This is a genomic window from Bradyrhizobium sp. CCBAU 53338, from assembly GCF_015291665.1.
Lineage (GTDB): Bacteria > Pseudomonadota > Alphaproteobacteria > Rhizobiales > Xanthobacteraceae > Bradyrhizobium.
The window spans coordinates 5,850,994-5,868,246 of record NZ_CP030048.1 but is presented as its reverse complement, the minus strand read 5'-3'; the positions used below and the strand labels follow the sequence as shown (position 1 = coordinate 5,868,246).

The 17,253-nt window shown below is 64.6% G+C and carries 15 protein-coding genes; 12 read left to right on the top strand and 3 right to left on the bottom strand.

Features of this window, described 5'->3' with window-relative positions; translation table 11 throughout:
• Positions 1-156 precede the first annotated feature (156 nt).
• The 8 genes from XH90_RS27460 to XH90_RS27425 all read left to right on the top strand — a co-directional run bounded on the left by XH90_RS27460 (position 157) and on the right by XH90_RS27425 (position 11,400).
• Complete coding sequence (locus XH90_RS27460; protein WP_194477416.1) at positions 157-3,294, top strand: efflux RND transporter permease subunit; 3,138 nt, start codon at positions 157-159, stop codon at positions 3,292-3,294.
• Between the two features lie 33 nt (positions 3,295-3,327).
• A complete protein-coding gene (locus XH90_RS27455; RefSeq protein WP_194477415.1) occupies positions 3,328-3,927 on the top strand; it encodes a TetR/AcrR family transcriptional regulator in 600 nt (199 codons plus the stop codon).
• 70 nt (positions 3,928-3,997) lie between these two features.
• Complete coding sequence (locus XH90_RS27450) at positions 3,998-4,621, top strand: flavin reductase family protein (protein WP_194477414.1); 624 nt, start codon at positions 3,998-4,000, stop codon at positions 4,619-4,621.
• Positions 4,622-4,918: 297 nt separating this feature from the next.
• Positions 4,919-7,186: an acyl-CoA dehydrogenase gene (locus XH90_RS27445; protein ID WP_194477413.1), complete on the top strand. Its 2,268-nt coding sequence runs from the start codon at positions 4,919-4,921 to the stop codon at positions 7,184-7,186.
• Positions 7,186-8,469 carry an acetyl-CoA C-acetyltransferase gene (locus XH90_RS27440; protein WP_194477412.1) on the top strand — a complete coding sequence of 428 codons (1,284 nt, stop codon included), beginning with the start codon at positions 7,186-7,188 and terminating at the stop codon, positions 8,467-8,469. Before XH90_RS27445 ends, XH90_RS27440 begins: the two co-directional genes overlap by 1 nt.
• A gap of 2 nt (positions 8,470-8,471) precedes the next feature.
• Positions 8,472-10,568 carry a 3-hydroxyacyl-CoA dehydrogenase NAD-binding domain-containing protein gene (locus XH90_RS27435; protein WP_194477411.1) on the top strand — a complete coding sequence of 699 codons (2,097 nt, stop codon included), beginning with the start codon at positions 8,472-8,474 and terminating at the stop codon, positions 10,566-10,568.
• A 7-nt stretch (positions 10,569-10,575) separates the two neighbouring features.
• Complete coding sequence (locus XH90_RS27430) at positions 10,576-10,986, top strand: acyl-CoA thioesterase (RefSeq protein WP_194477410.1); 411 nt, start codon at positions 10,576-10,578, stop codon at positions 10,984-10,986.
• Between the two features lie 222 nt (positions 10,987-11,208).
• Positions 11,209-11,400, top strand: a complete 192-nt coding sequence (locus XH90_RS27425) for a hypothetical protein (protein WP_194477409.1) — start codon at positions 11,209-11,211, stop codon at positions 11,398-11,400.
• A 121-nt stretch (positions 11,401-11,521) separates the two neighbouring features.
• Here the strand turns inward: XH90_RS27425 and XH90_RS27420 are convergent, their stop codons facing one another.
• Positions 11,522-11,914, bottom strand: a complete 393-nt coding sequence (locus XH90_RS27420) for a nuclear transport factor 2 family protein (RefSeq protein WP_194477408.1) — start codon at positions 11,912-11,914, stop codon at positions 11,522-11,524.
• Positions 11,915-12,066: 152 nt separating this feature from the next.
• Between XH90_RS27420 and XH90_RS27415 the strand changes: the two genes are divergently transcribed.
• On the top strand, positions 12,067-12,741 hold the full coding sequence (locus XH90_RS27415; protein WP_194482827.1) for an HAD family phosphatase: 675 nt from the start codon (positions 12,067-12,069) through the stop codon (positions 12,739-12,741).
• Positions 12,742-12,831: 90 nt separating this feature from the next.
• Entirely contained in the window at positions 12,832-13,677 is an 846-nt protein-coding gene (locus tag XH90_RS27410; protein WP_194477407.1) for a DeoR/GlpR family DNA-binding transcription regulator, read from the top strand.
• Here the strand turns inward: XH90_RS27410 and XH90_RS27405 are convergent.
• Positions 13,674-14,090 (bottom strand): type II toxin-antitoxin system VapC family toxin, encoded by a 417-nt coding sequence (locus tag XH90_RS27405; protein ID WP_194477406.1) that lies wholly within the window; start codon positions 14,088-14,090, stop codon positions 13,674-13,676. The genes XH90_RS27410 and XH90_RS27405 overlap by 4 nt on opposite strands.
• On the bottom strand, positions 14,090-14,341 hold the full coding sequence (locus XH90_RS27400) for a type II toxin-antitoxin system prevent-host-death family antitoxin (protein ID WP_194477405.1): 252 nt from the start codon (positions 14,339-14,341) through the stop codon (positions 14,090-14,092). The genes XH90_RS27405 and XH90_RS27400 overlap by 1 nt, the downstream gene beginning before the upstream one ends.
• 282 nt (positions 14,342-14,623) lie before the next feature.
• On the opposite strand from XH90_RS27400, the gene glpD reads away from it, so the two are divergent.
• Together glpD and XH90_RS27390 are read left to right on the top strand one after the other, a co-directional pair.
• Positions 14,624-16,174, top strand: a complete 1,551-nt coding sequence (gene glpD, locus XH90_RS27395) for a glycerol-3-phosphate dehydrogenase (RefSeq protein WP_194477404.1) — start codon at positions 14,624-14,626, stop codon at positions 16,172-16,174.
• Positions 16,171-17,247 (top strand): ABC transporter ATP-binding protein, encoded by a 1,077-nt coding sequence (locus tag XH90_RS27390; RefSeq protein ID WP_194477403.1) that lies wholly within the window; start codon positions 16,171-16,173, stop codon positions 17,245-17,247. Before glpD ends, XH90_RS27390 begins: the two co-directional genes overlap by 4 nt.
• Positions 17,248-17,253: the final 6 nt, after the last annotated feature.

Genomic DNA, 17,253 nt, shown 5'->3' with positions numbered 1-17,253 from the left:
TGAGGTGAGTTTCGGCCTTTGCCCCTACGCGAAGGCTGAAGCGGCGAAGCGATCCAGAACCTGCCCAGCCCCCTGGATTGCTTCGCTGCCTCGCGACGACGGTTTGAACAGAGCGGCTGTCGTTTTGGCAATTGGATCGATTTTCCGGAGAGTGCGATGAAGCGCTTCAACCTTTCGGCCTGGGCCGTCAGCCATCCGACGCTGGTCCTGTTCCTGATGCTCATGCTCGGCGTCGCCGGCTTCTTCTCCTATCAGAAGCTCGGCCGCGCCGAAGATCCGTTCTTCACCGTGAAAGTGGTGAACGTCTCCGTGCTGTGGCCCGGCGCGACCGCACAAGAGATGCAGGCGCAGGTCGCCGATCCCATCGAGAAGAAGATCCAGGAGCTGCCCTATTTCGAGAAGGTGCAGACCTATTCCAAGCCCGGCTTCACCGCGCTCCAGGTCACCTTCCGCGATTCCACGCCGCCGAAGGACGTGCCGTATCTCTTCTATCTCTTGCGCAAGAAGCTGGTCGACGTGCAGGGCCAGCTGCCCTCGGGTATTCTGGGCCCCGTCGTCAACGATGAATTCTCCGACGTCGATTCCATCCTCTACATGATGACCGGCGACGGCGCCGATTACGCCCAGCTCAAGAAGGTCGCCGAAGGTCTTCGCCAGCGCCTCCTGAAGGTGCCAGGTGTCACCAAGGTCGACATGTACGGCAACCAGGACGAGCGCATCTTCGTCGAGTTCAGCCACGCCAAGCTCGCCACGCTCGGCATCACGCCGCAGGCGTTGTTCGATTCGCTCGCCAAGCAGAACAACGTGACGCCGGCCGGGACGGTCGAGACCTCGGCGCAGCGCGTGCCGTTGCGCGTCACCGGCGCGCTCGACGGCGCCAAGGCCGTGGCCGAGACGCCGGTCGAAAGCAACGGTCGCGTGTTCCGCCTCGGTGACATCGCCACCGTCACTCACGGCTACGTCGATCCGCCGAGCTTCGTCGTCCGCCAGGAAGGCAAGGCTGCGATCGGCATCGGCGTCGTCACCGCCAAGGGCGCCAACATCCTCGAGCTCGGCAAGGACGTCGAGAAGGCGACTGCGGAGTTCATGAAGGCGGTGCCCCAAGGTATCGATGTTTCGATGATTGCCGATCAGCCCAAGGTGGTCGAGCACGCCGTCGGCGAGTTCGTGCACTCCTTCATGGAAGCGCTGGTCATCGTGCTGTTCGTCTCGTTCCTGGCGTTGGGCTGGCGCACCGGTATCGTGGTCGCGCTCTCCGTGCCGCTTGTGCTCGGCATCGTCTTCATCGTGATGAACACGATGTCGCTCGACCTGCATCGCATCACGCTCGGCGCCCTGATCATCGCGCTCGGACTGCTCGTGGATGATGCCATCATCGCGGTCGAGATGATGGTTGTGAAGATGGAGCAGGGTTGGGACCGCATGCGCGCGGCCTCCTTCGCCTGGGAATCGACGGCGTTTCCGATGCTCACGGGAACGCTGGTCACGGCCGCTGGCTTCCTCCCCATCGGCTTTGCCAATTCGGCGGTCGGCGAATATGCCGGCAGCATCTTCTGGATCGTGGCGATCGCGCTGGTCGCTTCCTGGTTCGTGGCGGTGATCTTCACGCCCTATATCGGCGTGAAGCTGCTGCCGGAGATCAAAGTCCACCACAACCACGATCCGCATGCGGTCTACGAGACCCGCATGTACCGCGGCCTGCGCGCCATCGTGCAATGGTGCGTCAATCACCGCATCACCGTCGTCGTCGCGACCGTCGGCGTCTTCATCGCCTCCATCGTCGGCTTCGGCCATGTCCAACAGCAGTTCTTCCCGCTGTCGGAGCGGCCCGAGCTGTTCCTGCAGCTGCGCCTGCCCGAGGGCACCGCCTTCAACGTGACCGAGAAGGCCGTGGAGAAGGCCGAAACGTTGCTGAAGGACGACAAGGACATCGAGACCTATACGTCCTATGTCGGCCAGGGCTCGCCGCGCTTCTGGCTCGGCCTCAATCCGCAGCTTCCAAACGAGTCGTTCGCCGAGATCGTCATCGTCGCCAAGGGCGTCGAGGCGCGCGAGCGGGTCAAGGCCAAGATCGAGGGCGCCGTTGCCGACGGAATGCTGACTGAGGCGCGCGTCCGCGTCGACCGTTTCAATTTCGGTCCGCCGGTCGGCTTTCCCGTCCAGTTCCGCGTGATCGGCCCGGACGCCAACAAGGTGCGCGAGATCGCCTACCAGGTTCGCGACGTCATGCGGCAGAACAAGAACGTCAAGGACGTCCAGCTCGACTGGAATGAGCAGTCGCCTTACCTCAAGCTCGTCGTCGATCAGGATCGCGCTCGCGCCATGGGGCTGACCCCGCAGGACGTGTCGCAGGCGCTGTCGATGCTGATCTCCGGCGCGCAGGTCACGACGGTGCGCGACGGCATCGAGAAGGTCGCCGTGGTCGCCCGCGCGATCCCGTCCGAACGTCTCGACCTCGGCGGCGTCGGCGATCTCACCATCACCTCGAAGAACGGCGTCGCGGTGCCGCTCCAGCAGATCGCCAGGATCGAATATTCGCACGAAGAGCCGATCATGTGGCGGCGCAACCGCGACATGGCGATCACCGTGCGCTCCGACGTGGTCGATGGCGTGCAGGCGCCCGACGTGACCAACCAGATCACGCCGAAGCTCCAGCAGATCAAGGACTACCTCGAGCCGGCCTACCGCATCGAGCCGGGTGGCGCGTTCGAAGAATCGGCCAAGGGCAATGCCTCGATCTTCGTCCTCTTCCCGGTGATGGTCATGGTGATGCTGACGCTGCTGATGATCCAGCTGCAGAGCTTCTCGCGCCTGTTCCTGGTGTTCCTGACCGCACCGCTCGGCATCGTCGGTGCCTCCTTCGGTCTCAACGTCGCCAACGCCCCATTCGGCTTCGTGGCGCTGCTGGGTCTGATCGCACTCGCCGGCATGATCATGCGCAACACGGTCATCCTGGTGGACCAGATCGAGACCGACGTATCTCACGGCTTGACCCGCCGGGAGGCGATCGTGGAGGCTACCGTCCGCCGCGCCCGTCCGGTGGTGCTGACGGCGCTCGCCGCCATCCTAGCCATGATCCCGCTGTCGCGCTCGGCCTTCTGGGGCCCGATGGCGATCACCATCATGGGCGGCCTGTTCGTCGCGACCTTCCTCACACTCCTTTACCTGCCGGGCCTCTATGCGCTTTGGTTCAGGAAGAGCCTCGACGAAGCCGGTACGCCGGAACAGCCTGCCGCGCCGCAGCATGGGAGCGATGACCAGCACGCAATTCCGCTTGCTGAAGCGGCTGAATAAATGAGAAGACTAACGACGGACGAGTCCTGACACATGACACTGGTTGCGGAACATATCGAAGGCGACACCCGGGGTCGTATTCTCGAGGTGGCCGAGCGGCTGTTCCGCCAGATCGGCTACCAGAAGACCACGGTCGGGGACATTGCCAAAGAGCTCCGGATGAGCCCCGCCAACGTCTATCGCTTCTTCGAATCGAAGAAGGCGATCCATCAGGCGGTGGCGCGTTCGCTGATGGGCGAGGTCGAGCTCGAGGCGCAGCGGATCGTGGCGCGGCCCGGTCCCGTGCTCGAGCGCTTTCGCGAGTTGCTCACCACCATCCATCGCATGAACACCGAGCGTTATGTCGGGGACAACAAGCTGCATGAGATGGTTGAGATCGCGATGCAGGAGGATTGGGACGTCTGTGTCAACCACATGGAGTGCATCGCCGGATTTGTCGGACAGATGATCGCGCAAGGTGCTGTTTCCGGCGAGTTCGAGGCGCCGGACCTGCAACTGGCCTCGCTCTGCGCCTGTACCGCCATGATGCGCTTCTTCCACCCCCAGATGATCGCCCAGTGCGCCACCAAGCCGGGCCCGACCATCGACCAGATGATCGATTTCGTCATCGCCGGTCTGTCGCCGCGCCACTGACGGGGCAGGGCGTTTGCCCTATAAGCTGCTTCGCATGGCCCGGACTGGCGGGATAGCGGAGAAGCAGCGCGTGACCGAGAAGGATCTGTACTTCTACGAGCCCGCCAAGGGCCACGGCCTCAAGCACGATCCCTTCAACGCCATCATCGCGCCGCGGCCGATCGGCTGGATCTCCTCGCGTGACACCAAGGGCCACGTCAACCTCGCGCCCTACAGCTTCTTCAACGCGTTCTGCTACGTCCCGCCGATCATCGGCTTCTCCTCCACCAACTGGAAGGACACGGTCTCGAACATCAAGCAGACCGGCGAGTTCGTGTGGAATCTGGCCACCATGGACCTCGCCAAGCAAATGAACGCGACCGCCGCGCATGTCGCCCCTGAAGTCGACGAGTTCGAGATCGCAGGCCTCACCGCAGTCCCCGGCAAGCTCGTCAACGTGCCGCGCGTTGGCGAGAGCCCCGTCGCCTTCGAGTGCAGGGTGTCGGATATCGTCCGCCTCAAGGGCGCCAATGGCAAGGAGGCCGATGCCTGGCTGACGCTGGGCGAGGTCGTCGCCGTCCACATCGACAAGGCCATGATCAAGGACGGCGTCTACCAAACCGCCGCCGCCCGCCCGATCGTGCGCGCCGGCCGCCGCGGCGATTATTTCGAGATCAAGCCGGAAAACATGTTCGAGATGGTCCGGCCGGACTAGGCCGGGCCTCTCTCCACTCCGTCATTCCGGGGCGCGCCGACAGGCGCGAGCCCGGAGTCCATACTCACGATCGTGGCTATGGATCCCGGGCTCGACGCTACGCGTCGCGCCGGAATGACGGTGTAGGGGCATCTCACTGCCCCCTCCCGGAACTGCACCCACGCCCGGCCGTTATCGCCTCCGGGGGGCGGCCGCCCGGTCGCGCCAATTCGCACGATTGTGCGGGCGAAGTCTTCACCCACCCCGGCCACTTTCCGCTAAAATGACCCGTCACCGCGCCGTTGCATGAGGTCCGCCATGAGCTTTCGCCGCGACACCATCACCAAGCCGATCTTCTCCTGGGCGCGCGGCGTGCTGCCGGCAATGTCCGACACCGAACGCGAGGCGCTGGAGGCCGGCGACGTCTGGTGGGACGCCGATCTATTCACCGGCAACCCTGACTGGTCGAAGCTGCTGAAGACGCCGCAGGCGAAATTGACCGGCGAGGAGCAGGCTTTCCTCAACGGACCGGTCGACGAGCTCTGTGTCATGCTCGACGAGTGGAAGATCTTCTGGGAATGGCGCGACCTGCCGCAGGAGGCGTGGGCCTTCGTCAAGCGCGAAAAATTCTTCGGCATGATCATCCCGAAGGAGTTTGGCGGCCTCGGCTTCTCGCCCTATGCCCATTCGGAGGTCGTGCGCAAGATTTCGACCCGCTCGATCGCGGCCGCCGTCACCGTGATGGTGCCCAACTCCCTTGGGCCCGGCGAGCTCCTTCTGCGCTTCGGAACGAAAGAGCAGCAGGAGCGCTGGCTGCCACGGCTTGCCGACGGCCGCGACATTCCCTGCTTCGGCCTCACCAGCCCCGAGGCCGGCTCCGACGCTGCCTCGATGGTCGACACCGGAATCATCTGCAAGGGCGTGTTCGAGGGTCGCGAGGTCACGGGCCTCAGGCTCAACTGGCACAAGCGCTACATCACGCTGGGACCCGTCGCGACGTTGCTGGGCCTTGCGTTCAAGGCTTATGACCCCGACCATCTCGTCGGCGATCAGGACGAGCTCGGTATTACGGTCGCGTTGATCCCGACCAACCTGCCCGGCGTCGAGATAGGCCATCGCCATCTGCCGTCGATGCAGGTTTTCCAGAACGGCCCGAACTGGGGCCGCGACGTCTTCATCCCGCTCGACTATGTCATCGGCGGCAAGGAGCGGCTTGGTCAAGGCTGGAAGATGCTGATGACGGCGCTCGCCGCCGGCCGCGGCATCTCGCTGCCGTCGCTTTCCGCGGCCGGTGCCGCCTACGCGGCGCGCACCACCGGTGCTTATGCCCGTATCCGCGAGCAGTTCGGCATCTCCATCTCCAAGTTCGAGGGCGTCGAGGAGCCGCTCGCGCGCATCGTCGCCACTGCCTACCAGCTCGACGCAGCGCGCCGGCTCACCTGCGCTGCGCTGAACGCGGGCGTCCATCCGGCCGTGATCTCCGGCATCATGAAGCTGCACGCGACCGAGCGGATGCGTATCGCGATCGACGATGCCATGGACATCCACGGCGGCAAGGCGGTGATCGACGGTCCGCAAAACTACATCGGCAATCTCCACCGCGCCGTGCCCGTCGGCATCACGGTCGAGGGCGCCAACATCCTGACCCGCAATCTCATCGTGTTCGGGCAGGGCGCCATCCGCGCGCATCCCTACCTGCTGGACGAGATGAATGCGCTGGCCGACGCGGACCGCGAGCGCGGACTCGCCGCGTTCGACAAGGCGTTCTGGAAGCACGTCGGCCACAGCTTTCAGACGCTGTTCCGTGCCTTCGGCCGAAGCTGGACCTTTGGTGCCTTCGCGCTTGCGCCCGATGCGGGCGATGCCACGCCGTTCTACCGCCAGCTCTCGCGCTACTCCGCCGCGTTTGCGCTCTGCGCCGACATGGCGCTGCTCACGCTCGGCGGCGCGCTCAAGCGCAAGGAGATGCTGTCGGCGCGCTTCGGCGACATCCTTTCGGAACTGTACTTGCTCTCGGCCGCGCTGAAGCGATGGCAGGACGAGGGAAGGCAGAAAGAAGATTTTGCCGCGCTGGAATGGTGCATGGCGACCGGCTTCAGGACCATCGAGATCAGGCTGGCCGAAATCCTCGCCAGTCTGCCGAACCGCTTCGTCGCGCTGATCCTCAAGCTCGTGGTGCAGCCCTTCGGCGCTCGCGTCCTCGGGCCCTCTGACCGCGTCGTGCACCAATGTGCAGGCCTCGTGCTGGAGCCCACGGCGGCACGCGAACGCCTCACGCCGGATCTGGCCCACGTCGATGACGATAGCGGCTTCTCCCGGCTGGAGCGCGCGTTCAAGCTGGTGACGAGCACCGACGCCATCGCCAAGCGCGTGCGCGCGGCGCATATCCGCGATTGGAAGGACGCCGTCGCCAAGGGCGTGATCACGCAGGCCGAAGGCGAGCAGCTTGCCGCGGCTCACGAAGCCCTCACAAAAGTCATCGAGGTCGACGATTTTGCGCCGGAGGCGCTGTCGCCGATTTACAAGAAACCCGGCGACGTGCATCAGTTCTTCCAGGAACTCGGTGAACAGAGGGCGGCGAGCTGATGGCACGACCGGTATTCATCGTCGACGGCAGTCGGACGCCGTTCTTGAAGGCGCGCTCGGGGCCGGGTCCGTTCACGCCGGTCGATCTCGCGGTGCAGTGCGGTCGGCCGCTGCTGGCACGCCAACCCTTCTCTCCGGCTGATTTCGACCAGGTCATCCTCGGCTGCGTCAACGTGATCGCGGACGAGATGAACCCGGCCCGCGTCGCTGCGCTCCGGCTCGGCATGGGCGAGGACATGGTGGCCTTCACCGTGCAGATCAATTGCGGCTCCGGCATGCAGTCGATCGACACCGCCTACCGCTACATCCGCGAAGGCCATGCCGACATGATTCTCGCCGGCGGCACCGAGGCGCTGAGCCACGCACCGCTGGTCTGGCCGAATTCCGGCGTGCGCTGGTTCGCTGGCCTTGCCGCCGCCAAGGGCGTGGCCGCGAAGCTTGCCGCCGCGTTCAAGCTGCGCCCGCGCTATCTCAAGCCGATCATCGGCCTCGAGCGCGGGCTGACCGATCCGATCACCGAACTCAACATGGGTCAGACCGCCGAGGTCGTCGGCCATCTTTTCGGCATCACCCGCGCCCAGTCCGACGCCTATGCCGCAGAGAGCCATCGCCGCCTCGCGCATGCGCAGGCTGAAGGTTTTCTGAAAGGCGAGGTCGAGACCGCGTTCTCCCGCGACGGCAAATTCTTCGACCACGACGACGGCGTGCGTCCGGACTCCACGGCCGAGACGCTGGCAAAGCTCCGGCCGGTGTTCGAGCGCCCGTGGGGACAGGTCACCGCCGGCAATTCCTCGCAAATCACAGACGGCGCCTCCTGGGTGATCCTCGCCTCCGATGCCGCGGTGGCAAAGCACAAGCTGACGCCCAAGGCTGCGATCGTCGACAGCAACTGGGCTGCGCTCGATCCAAGCATCATGGGGCTCGGCCCCGTGATGTCGGCCACGCCGCTCCTGACCCGCAACAACCTCACCCTCCAGGACGTCGAGACCTGGGAATTGAATGAGGCCTTTGCGACTCAAGTGCTCGGCTGTCTCGCCGCCTGGAACGACGAGAAGTTCTGTCGCGAGATTTTGCGGCTTGATGGCGCGGCTGGCGAGATCGATCGTGGCAAGCTCAATGTCGATGGTGGGGCCATCTCGCTCGGCCATCCCGTCGGCACCTCGGGCAACCGTATCGTGCTGCATCTCGTCAATGCGATGAAGCGGCTCGGCACGCGGCGCGGAATTGCCACCGAGTGCATCGGCGGCGGGCTCGGCGGCGCCATGCTGATCGAGGCGGTGTGACCATGGATTCCAAGATAATGACCGCGCTCGGCGACCGCGTGCTCTCGCTCGGGCCCCAACCGTCGGCCGACGGCCCCTACAAGCACTTCAAGCTGACGCGTGATGCCGACGGCGTCGCCTGGCTGCTGTTCGATCGTGCCGATTCCAGCGCCAATACGCTGTCCGCCGATGTGATGGAGGAGTTCGACGCTGTGCTCGCCGCGATCGAGACCGAGCGACCTGCAGGCCTCGTCATCCGCTCGGCAAAACCGTCCGGCTTCATTGCCGGCGCCGACGTCAACGAATTCCGCGGCGCCACCGATCCTGAGATGGTCGAAACCCGCATCCGCGCCGCGCATGCGGTGGTGGACCATCTGGAAGCGCTCAAGCTGCCGACGGTGGCAGTGATCCACGGCTTCTGCCTCGGCGGCGGGCTCGAGGTCGCGCTCGCTTGCCAGTCACGCATCGCCATCGACGGCGCGCGCTTCGGCTTTCCTGAGGTGATGCTGGGCCTGCATCCCGGTCTCGGCGGCACCGCGCGGTTCACCGCGCTGGTCAATCCGACCCAGTCGATGGCGCTGATGCTGACCGGCCGCACCATCGACGCCCGCCGCGCCAAGGCGCTCGGCCTCGTCGACAGCGTGACGCAGGAGCGCCACGTCCGGGGCGCCGTGAAGGACGTGTTGTTCGGCCGGCTTAAGCGGGCAAAGCCCGGGCTTCTCACCCGCGGGGCCAATCTCGGCCCCGTGCGCGGGCTGCTCGCCAAACGCATGCGCGCGGAGGCGGCGAAGGCCGCGCCCCGCGAGCATTATCCGGCGCCCTACGCGCTGATCGATCTCTGGGAGACTCATGGCGGCAGCAAGGCCGCGATGCTGAAGGCGGAGCAGGCGTCTTTCGCCAAATTGATGGTGACGCCGACCGCGCAGAATTTGATCCGCGTGTTCTTCCTGCGCGAGCAGATGAAGAAGGCGGCCGGCAGTGGCAACACGGTCAAGCATGTTCACGTCATCGGCGCCGGCGCCATGGGCGGCGACATCGCGGCTTGGGTCGCCGGGCAGGGACTGCGCGTCTCGCTCGCCGACATGAAGGCCGAGCCGATCGCGGCTGCAGTGAAGCGCGCCGCCGAGCTCTACGGCAAGATCATCCGCAAGCCGACCGAGGTGCGCGACGCGCTCGACCGCCTGATCCCCGACTTGGACGGGGAGGGCGTGCGCAACGCCGATCTCATCATCGAGGCGGTGCCTGAGAAGCTGGAGCTCAAGCAGAAGGTCTATGCCAGCCTCGAGCCCAGGATGAAGCCGGGCGCGATCCTTGCGACCAACACCTCGAGCATTCCGCTCCAGGACCTGCGCACCACGCTGGCGCGTCCCGAGCGGCTCGTCGGCCTGCATTTCTTCAATCCGGTATCGCGGCTGCAACTGGTCGAGGTCGTCAGCCATGACGGAAACGACGCACAGGTGCTGAAGGAGGTGCTCGCTTTCGTCGGCGCGATCGACCGCCTGCCGCTCTCCGTGAGGAGCTCGCCCGGCTTCCTCGTCAACCGCGCGCTGACCCCCTATATGCTCGAAGCCATGGTGATGCTGGACGAAAAGACCGACCAGCGCCTGATCGACGCCGCGGCCGAGCAGTTCGGCATGCCGATGGGGCCGATCGAGCTTGCCGACCAGGTCGGGCTCGACATCTGTCTCGACGTCGGCGACATGCTGCGCGCAAAGTTCGGTGATCTCCTGCCGCCGACGCCCGCCTGGCTGCGCGAGAAGGTCGCCAAGGGCGAACTCGGCCGCAAGTCCGGCAAGGGTTTCTACACCTGGAAGGACGGCAAGGCGGAGAAGGCGCCGTTGCCCGAGACCGGTCCCCGCGTCACCGATCAGATGATCGACCGCCTGGTGCTGCCGATGTCAAATGTCTGCGTCGCCGCCCTTCGCGAGGGCATCGTCGACAATCCTGATACGGTCGACGGGGCGATGATCTTCGGCACGGGTTATGCACCGTTCCGCGGTGGCCCGCTGAACTATGCACGCACACGGGGGGTGGAGAATGTCGTATCCACCCTGCGTACGCTGGCCGAACGATTCGGCGGACGCTTCGCGCCCGACCCGGGCTGGGACAATTTCAAATGAGCGACGCATGACCGAGAAGTCCGACACCGAACCGAGCGGCGATCTCTGCATCCGCACGCTGGCGATGCCTGCCGACACCAATGCCAATGGCGACATCTTCGGCGGTTGGCTGCTCAGCCAGATGGACGTCGGCGGCGGCGTGTTCGCCTCGAAAGTCGCGAAGTCGCGTACCGTCACGGTCGCGATCGATGCGATGAACTTTCGAAAAGCGGTGTATGTCGGCGATCTCGTCTCGGTGTACGCCAACCTCGTGCGCGTCGGGCGCACCTCGCTCACCGTCCATCTCGAAGCCTGGGCGCTGCGGCGGCGCGAGGTGCAACCGATCCTCGTGACCGACGGCAATTTCACCTATGTCTCGATCGACGACATTGGCCATCCGCAGGCAATCCAGCGAATCGATCCGCCGATCGTGACGTAACCGCGCGCGGCGAACGGTCCCTTCTCACGAAAACTTGCTGGCGGGGGAAACGCGGCGCCGTCGCGTCATCGCGTCGCTTCTTTGCCAAGAACGGGTCACAAAACGGATGAGGTCCCGGCGTACTCAATGGCTCGTCGATTCGGGGTGGAAACCGGCTGATTGGCCCTAGGAACCTTTGGGCGGAGATGCCGTTATTTGCCCGCACTGAGGAATCCACGGGCCATGCCGGACAGCTACATCATCGAAGTGAATTCAGAAACCGCGGGTATCGTCGTTCGCGGCCACGGAGGCTACTGCTTCTTCGCCTCGTCCCACCAGTTCAATCGGCTCGAAGGCCAGCTCTTCCGCAACGCCCGCGAAGCCGAGCGCGCCGCGCGCAGGTTGCTGGATGGCGATGTGAAGGAGGCGGCGTAGTTCGCCCGCCCGTCATTCCGGGGCGCGCGCAGCGCGAACCCCGAATCGAGCCTGCGGCAAAAATTGCCGACCAATGGATGCCGGGCCCGCGCCGTTGGCGCGTCCCGAACGACATCGTCGATCACAACTTCGTTGCGGAGCGCGACAACAGCTTCCACTCATCGCTCTGCTTCTGCCAGTTCATCAGGATGTGAAGGCTGTTTGCCAGCTTCTTGCCGTCGGTCATCATCTCGGCCATCCAGTGGAAGCGCACGATCGCGGCGGGGCCGACGATCTTGATGGTCGGATCCTTGTACGTAATCGACAGGAATTTCGTCTTGCCGTCGGTGGCGTTGGCGACGAAGGCTGCCTTGTCCTCGAGGAAGCCGTTGGAATGGCTGTAGCTCAAATCCTCCGAGCACAGCGCGCTGAGCGCCTTCGGATCGGCCGCGATCTGGGCGAGGCGAAAGGCCTCGACTTTTCTTGCCACCGCCTCGTCGTCCGTCGCGGCAGCCTGATCGCGATTGCGTGTCATCGTATTCTCCGTTCTTGAACTTGCGCCCACTGTTGCAGCCGCATTCGGTTTTGTCGAGGGTCCGGTGGTCGTCGCAATGCGCTGCATTGCGTCGGTCGGCGCGAATTGATACGTCTCCGCATCGTTGCCAAGTGCGCGAGAGGAAAATCGAAATGATGCAGGGACTGGGCAAAGCGTTACTGTTCGATATCGACGGAACGCTCGCCAACACCGACCCGCTCCACCTGAAGGCGTTCAATCAGGTGCTCGGTCCCCGCGGTCATGTCTTCGACCACGCGCGTTTCTCCAGAGAGTTGCAAGGCTTCGCCAATGTGTCGATCGGTGAGCGCTTTCTGCCTGACGAGACGTTGGAGCGGCGCGCCGAAATTCTCGGCGAGAAGGAAGAAGTGTTCCGGACGCTGGTCGCGGGGCAGATCGAACCGCTCCCGGGTCTGATGGCGCTGCTCGACCGCGCGGATGCGGCCGGCATTTCCATGGTCGCCGTCACCAACGCGCCGCGGCTCAATGCCGAGTTGCTGCTGTCGGGTCTCGGCATCACGCATCGCTTCAAGACGCTCGTGATCGGCGATGAACTGCCGCATGGCAAGCCGCATCCGCTACCCTACCAGGAGGGGCTGCGCTTCGTCGGCGCCAGCGCGGCTGCCTCGATCGCGTTCGAGGATTCCCGCTCCGGGGTGCAGTCGGCCACGGCCGCCGGGATTCCGACCATCGGCATCCGGACCAGCCTCAGCGATGCTGACCTTGTTGGCGCCGGCGCGGTCGCCTCCGCCAGCGCCTTCGACGATCCGGTGCTGCTCGTGCGGCTCGCGCGCGCGTTGGCATGGTGAGCGTCGCATCCATTAACCGTGATCGGCGTGCGCATTGACCGCGCGCGCGAGAAGCCGCACCATGCACCATTCTGATTTGAGGCCATTGCCGTGACCGGATTGACCCATCGCCAAGCTGAAATTCTCAACATCGCCCGCGCCTCCGGCCGCGTCATGGTCGAGGAACTGGCGCGCCGGTTCGAAGTCTCGGCGCAGACCATCCGCAAGGATCTCAACGATCTCTGCGAGCGCCGCTCGCTCACCCGTATCCATGGCGGCGCCATCATCGCCTCCGGCGTCGAAAACCTCGCCTATGAGGCGCGCCGTTTCGTCGCCGCCGACGAAAAGAAAGCCATCGGCGTTGCGGCCGCCTCGCTGATCCCGAACGGGTGCTCGCTCTTCATCAACATCGGCACCACGACCGAGGAGGTCGCGAGCGCGCTGACCTCGCACGAGGACCTGCTCGTCATCACCAACAACCTCAACGTCGCCATGCTGCTCTACCGCCATCCCCGCATCGAGGTGGTGGTGGCCGGCGGAACGGTGCGGCGCGCTGACGGCGCGGTGGTCGGCTCGACCGCGACTCAGTTGATCGGCCAGTTCAAGGTCGACTACGCCATCATCGGCGCGTCCGCGATCGACGAGGAGGGCGCGCTGCTCGACTTCGACTATCGCGAGGTGCAGGTTGCGCAGGCCATCATCGCCAATGCCCGCAGTGTCATGCTGGTCGCAGATTCAACCAAGCTTCGCCGCAGCGCGCCGGTCCGCATCGCGCATATGACCCAGATCCAGACCTTCGTGACCGACCAGGAGCTGCCCGAGCGTCTCGCCACCATCTGCCACAGCAAGGGCATCGAGGTGGTAGAGGCGATGCCGAAGGGCGCTGACATCGACGAAACCCAGACCGATGCGCAGGATGCAGCCCCTGAAGCAGCGCCGGTGGTGCGGCTGCGCTAAGCGCCGTCCCACGGGTTGAGCAGCCGCACGCCCATGGGTTCGAAATCCCTCACATTGCGGGTAACGACTGTCAGGCCGTGAACGAGCGCGGTCGCTGCAATGAGAGCGTCACGTTCAGCGCGCGGATTGGGAACATGTAGTTGCGCGCAGCGCTGCGCTACGGCCGTATCGATGGCCAGGACCCGTCCCTCGAAGCGCGCCAGGACCTGGCCGTCGATCCAACTGCGCAAGATAGCACCTCGTGCAGCATCCTTGCGCTCGATCAGGCGCGCGCCGAGTTCGATCTCGAGAATCGAAATGACGGACACGAAGAAGCTTGCCGCGGGAACTGCATTGGCCCAGGCGACGGCATGGCGGTCAGCTTTGGCTGGTCGCCTGAGTTCGGAAATGACATTGGTGTCCAGCAGAAACATCAGTCGAGACCGGCGGGCCTGAAGACCCCGCCGGATATGCGAGGCGGATCGAAATCAAAGTCCGCACTCGTTTGCGCCAAAGCCTCGGCAAGACTCATGTGTCCGCCGCTCAGGCGCAGATAATCTTCGATCGTCAGCAGCACGTGGGCCGGGCGACCCCGGTCTGTGATGAAGACTGGTCCCTGCGATGCAGCTTTTTTCGCGCCGCTGGTGTCCTGATTGAATTCCCGGCTGGTGAGGGTGGTCACCATCGTCAGCCCCTCTCGGTAGCGGCGTCGTCATACCCGCGCAAATGATATGTAGTTATGTTGCTACATTCAAGGCTGCGAGTTCGCTCGTTGGCCCGCGTGCCGCTCGATCAAGCCGACTGCCCCAGAATCCGCCCGTGAGGCTGCCGATTTCTCGACCACTTTGGCGATGGAAAAGTTCCACTTTCACTTCCATTCGTCTCTCTTTCGTCTTGCTTTCGTTTTCCGGTGTGATCTAATCAAAAGCGAAAGTTGCCGCGCGACGGAACGAGCGGTTTTCGGGGGATGCGTCTGTTGGAGCGTATTTTCGACCTCGCCATCATTGGAGGCGGTGTTAACGGTTGCGGCATCGCGCGTGACGCGGTGGGTCGCGGCAACACTGTTTTCCTGTGCGAAATGAACGATTTGGCGAGCGGGACGTCGTCCTGGTCGACCAAGCTGGTGCACGGCGGCCTGCGCTATCTCGAATATTACGAATTCCGTCTGGTCCGCGAGGCGCTGATCGAGCGCGAGATCCTCTGGGGCATTGCGCCCCACATCATTCGCCCCCTGCGTTTCGTTTTGCCGCATCACGCCGGCCTGCGCCCCGCCTGGCTGCTGCGTCTCGGCCTCTTCCTCTACGATCACATCGGCGGTCGTCATTTGCTGCCGGCGACCCGCTCGGTCGATCTCCGGCGCGACGAGGTCGGCAAGCCTTTGATTCCGAATCGCTATGGCCGCGGGTTCGAATATTCCGACTGCTTCGTCGATGACGCTCGCCTGGTCGTGCTGAACGCACGTGACGCCGCCGACAAGGGCGCTGAGATCCGCACCCGCACCCGCGCGACGGATATCAAGCAGTCCGACGGCATCTGGACCGTCGGCATGGTTGATACGCTGACCGGCGCGCGTTCGCAGATCCAGGCTCGCGCGCTGGTCAATGCCGGCGGCCCCTGGGTCGAGGACGTGCTCGGCCGCGGTGCAGGCGTCAACGCGAAAGCCAAAGTGCGCCTGGTGCAGGGCTCGCACATCGTGGTCAAGAAGCTCTACGACCACGACCGCGCCTACATGTTCCAGAACGCAGACGGTCGCATCATCTTCGTCATCCCCTATCAGGACGACTTCACGCTGATCGGCACCACCGACCGCGATTATGACGGCGATCCGTCCAAGGTGAAGGCGACCGCCGAGGAGATCCAATATCTCTGCGCTGCCGCAAGCGAATATCTCGCCAAGCCCGTGACATCAGAGGATGTCGTCTGGACCTATTCCGGCGTGCGACCACTTTATGACGACGGCGCCAGCGAAGCCAAGGCCGCGACTCGCGATTACGTATTCGAACTCGATACGCCCGGCGGGGTGCCGTTGCTGTCGATCTATGGCGGCAAGATCACGACCTATCGTCGTCTCGCCGAGGAAGCGCTTGAGCGGCTCGCGCCCTATCTTCGTAGTGCGAAAGCGCGTGAGGGCTGGACCGCCAAATGGCCGCTTCCGGGCGGCGACATGGACGTGTCGGCCGTCGATGGCCTGATCGCCGAGCTCCAGCGCGGCTATCCCTTCCTGAGCCATGAGCACGCGCGGCGCCTCGCGCGCGCCTACGGCACACGCGCCATCAAGCTGCTGGGCGACGCCAAGTCGGCCGCCGATCTCGGCCAGGCTTTCGGCGCAACCCTGACGGAACGTGAGGTTCGCTACCTGATGACCAACGAATGGGCGGTGACCGCCGAAGATATCGTTTGGCGCCGCTCCAAGCTCGGCCTGCGGCTATCTGTCGACGAAATTGCCGCCCTGAGTGACTGGATCAAGACTCACGTCGTGTCGCAAAGTCCTCTGCTGCAGGCAGGAGGACGCTCATGAGCGTGACTCTCGATCACGTGACCCGGATCGTCGATGGGGTCCCACACATCCGCGACGTCTCGCTGACGCTCGAGAGCGGCACGCTCAACGTGCTGCTCGGACCGACGCTGTCGGGCAAGACATCGATCATGCGGCTGCTCGCCGGCCTCGACAAGCCGACCACGGGCAAGTTGCTGGTGGGCGGCAAGGACGTCACCGGCGCCGACGTGCGTCAACGCTCGGTTGCGATGGTCTATCAGCAGTTCATCAACTATCCCTCTTTGACGGTTTACGAGAACATCGCCTCGCCCCTGCGCGTACAGGGCAAGCCGCGCGAGGAGATCGAGGCGCGCGTGGCAGAGGCCGCCAGGCTGCTGCGGCTCGAACCGTTCCTGAAGCGCACGCCGCTCCAGCTGTCCGGCGGCCAGCAGCAGCGCACCGCGATCGCGCGCGCTCTGGTGAAGGGGGCCGATCTCGTGCTGCTCGACGAGCCGCTCGCCAATCTCGACTACAAGCTGCGCGAGGAGCTGCGCGCCGAGCTGCCGCGCATCTTCGAGGCCTCCGGCGCGATCTTCGTCTATGCCACGACCGAGCCGACCGAAGCGCTGCTGCTGGGCGGCAACACGGTCTGCATGTGGGAAGGGCAGGCGCTCCAGATCGGCGAGACCACCAATGTCTATCGCCGGCCACAGACCTTGCGCGTGGCGCAGGTGTTCTCCGATCCGCCGCTCAACCTCGTCGGCATCGAGAAGAAGAACGGCGCCGTGCAATATGCCGGCGGCACGGCGTCGCCGGCCTCGGGCCTCTATTCATCGCTGGCCGACGGCACCTATCGCGTCGGCTTCCGCGCCCATCAGCTTGGGCTTGCCAATGGCGAGGCCGATCGCCACGCATTCCATGCCACGGTGACGGTGACCGAGATCACCGGTTCGGAGAGTTTCGTGCATTTGACCCGCGACGGATCGAACTGGGTTGCGGTGCTGCACGGCGTGCACGAGTTCGAGCCAGGCCAGACGCTGGACGCCGTGCTCGATCCCAATGATGTCTTCGTCTTCGACGCGGCCGATCGCCTCGTCGCGGCACCCGGCTCGTGAGGGAGA

Bases quoted from the DNA above. Each gene is read 5' to 3' on its own strand.
- XH90_RS27460 (WP_194477416.1), top strand. From the start codon at position 157: ATGAAGCGCTTCAACCTTTCGGCCTGGGCCGTCAGCCATCCGACGCTG.
- XH90_RS27455 (WP_194477415.1), top strand. From the start codon at position 3,328: ATGACACTGGTTGCGGAACATATCGAAGGCGACACCCGGGGTCGTATT.
- XH90_RS27445 (WP_194477413.1), top strand. From the start codon at position 4,919: ATGAGCTTTCGCCGCGACACCATCACCAAGCCGATCTTCTCCTGGGCG.
- XH90_RS27440 (WP_194477412.1), top strand. From the start codon at position 7,186: ATGGCACGACCGGTATTCATCGTCGACGGCAGTCGGACGCCGTTCTTG.
- XH90_RS27435 (WP_194477411.1), top strand. From the start codon at position 8,472: ATGGATTCCAAGATAATGACCGCGCTCGGCGACCGCGTGCTCTCGCTC.
- XH90_RS27430 (WP_194477410.1), top strand. From the start codon at position 10,576: ATGACCGAGAAGTCCGACACCGAACCGAGCGGCGATCTCTGCATCCGC.
- XH90_RS27425 (WP_194477409.1), top strand. From the start codon at position 11,209: ATGCCGGACAGCTACATCATCGAAGTGAATTCAGAAACCGCGGGTATC.
- XH90_RS27420 (WP_194477408.1), bottom strand. From the start codon at position 11,914: ATGACACGCAATCGCGATCAGGCTGCCGCGACGGACGACGAGGCGGTG.
- XH90_RS27415 (WP_194482827.1), top strand. From the start codon at position 12,067: ATGATGCAGGGACTGGGCAAAGCGTTACTGTTCGATATCGACGGAACG.
- XH90_RS27405 (WP_194477406.1), bottom strand. From the start codon at position 14,090: ATGTTTCTGCTGGACACCAATGTCATTTCCGAACTCAGGCGACCAGCC.
- XH90_RS27400 (WP_194477405.1), bottom strand. From the start codon at position 14,341: ATGGTGACCACCCTCACCAGCCGGGAATTCAATCAGGACACCAGCGGC.
- glpD (WP_194477404.1), top strand. From the start codon at position 14,624: ATGCGTCTGTTGGAGCGTATTTTCGACCTCGCCATCATTGGAGGCGGT.
- XH90_RS27390 (WP_194477403.1), top strand. From the start codon at position 16,171: ATGAGCGTGACTCTCGATCACGTGACCCGGATCGTCGATGGGGTCCCA.